Annotated in this window: 1 protein-coding gene; it reads left to right on the forward strand. The window is 56.9% G+C overall.

What is annotated here, in order from left to right; translation table 11 throughout:
* Nucleotides 1-248, forward strand: a 248-nt coding sequence (locus FDX14_RS24370) for a contractile injection system protein, VgrG/Pvc8 family (RefSeq protein ID WP_252182559.1), incomplete at both ends; no start/stop codon positions are given.

The following is a 248-nucleotide window of genomic DNA, read 5'->3' on the forward strand; positions in this document are numbered from 1 at the left end:
ATTTTCTTTTTTGACCGGTTCTCCCCGGAGGGAGCCGACCAGAAAATGACGCTCTGCGATAACGTCGCCGGACTGTCCCGGCTTCCGGCCTCCATAGCGTTCAATCCGAACACAACCACGGAAGTCACCACGGAGTGCATCAGCCAGTTCCGTTACGAGGCCACCGTCAGCCCCTCTTCCGTGACGAGCCAGGATTACACGTTCAAAGTCCCCGACTGGCCCGGATATTATGAGCAGGAAGCGGATAA

This window comes from Citrobacter sp. wls710, from assembly GCF_005281115.1.
Lineage (GTDB): Bacteria > Pseudomonadota > Gammaproteobacteria > Enterobacterales > Enterobacteriaceae > Citrobacter > Citrobacter werkmanii.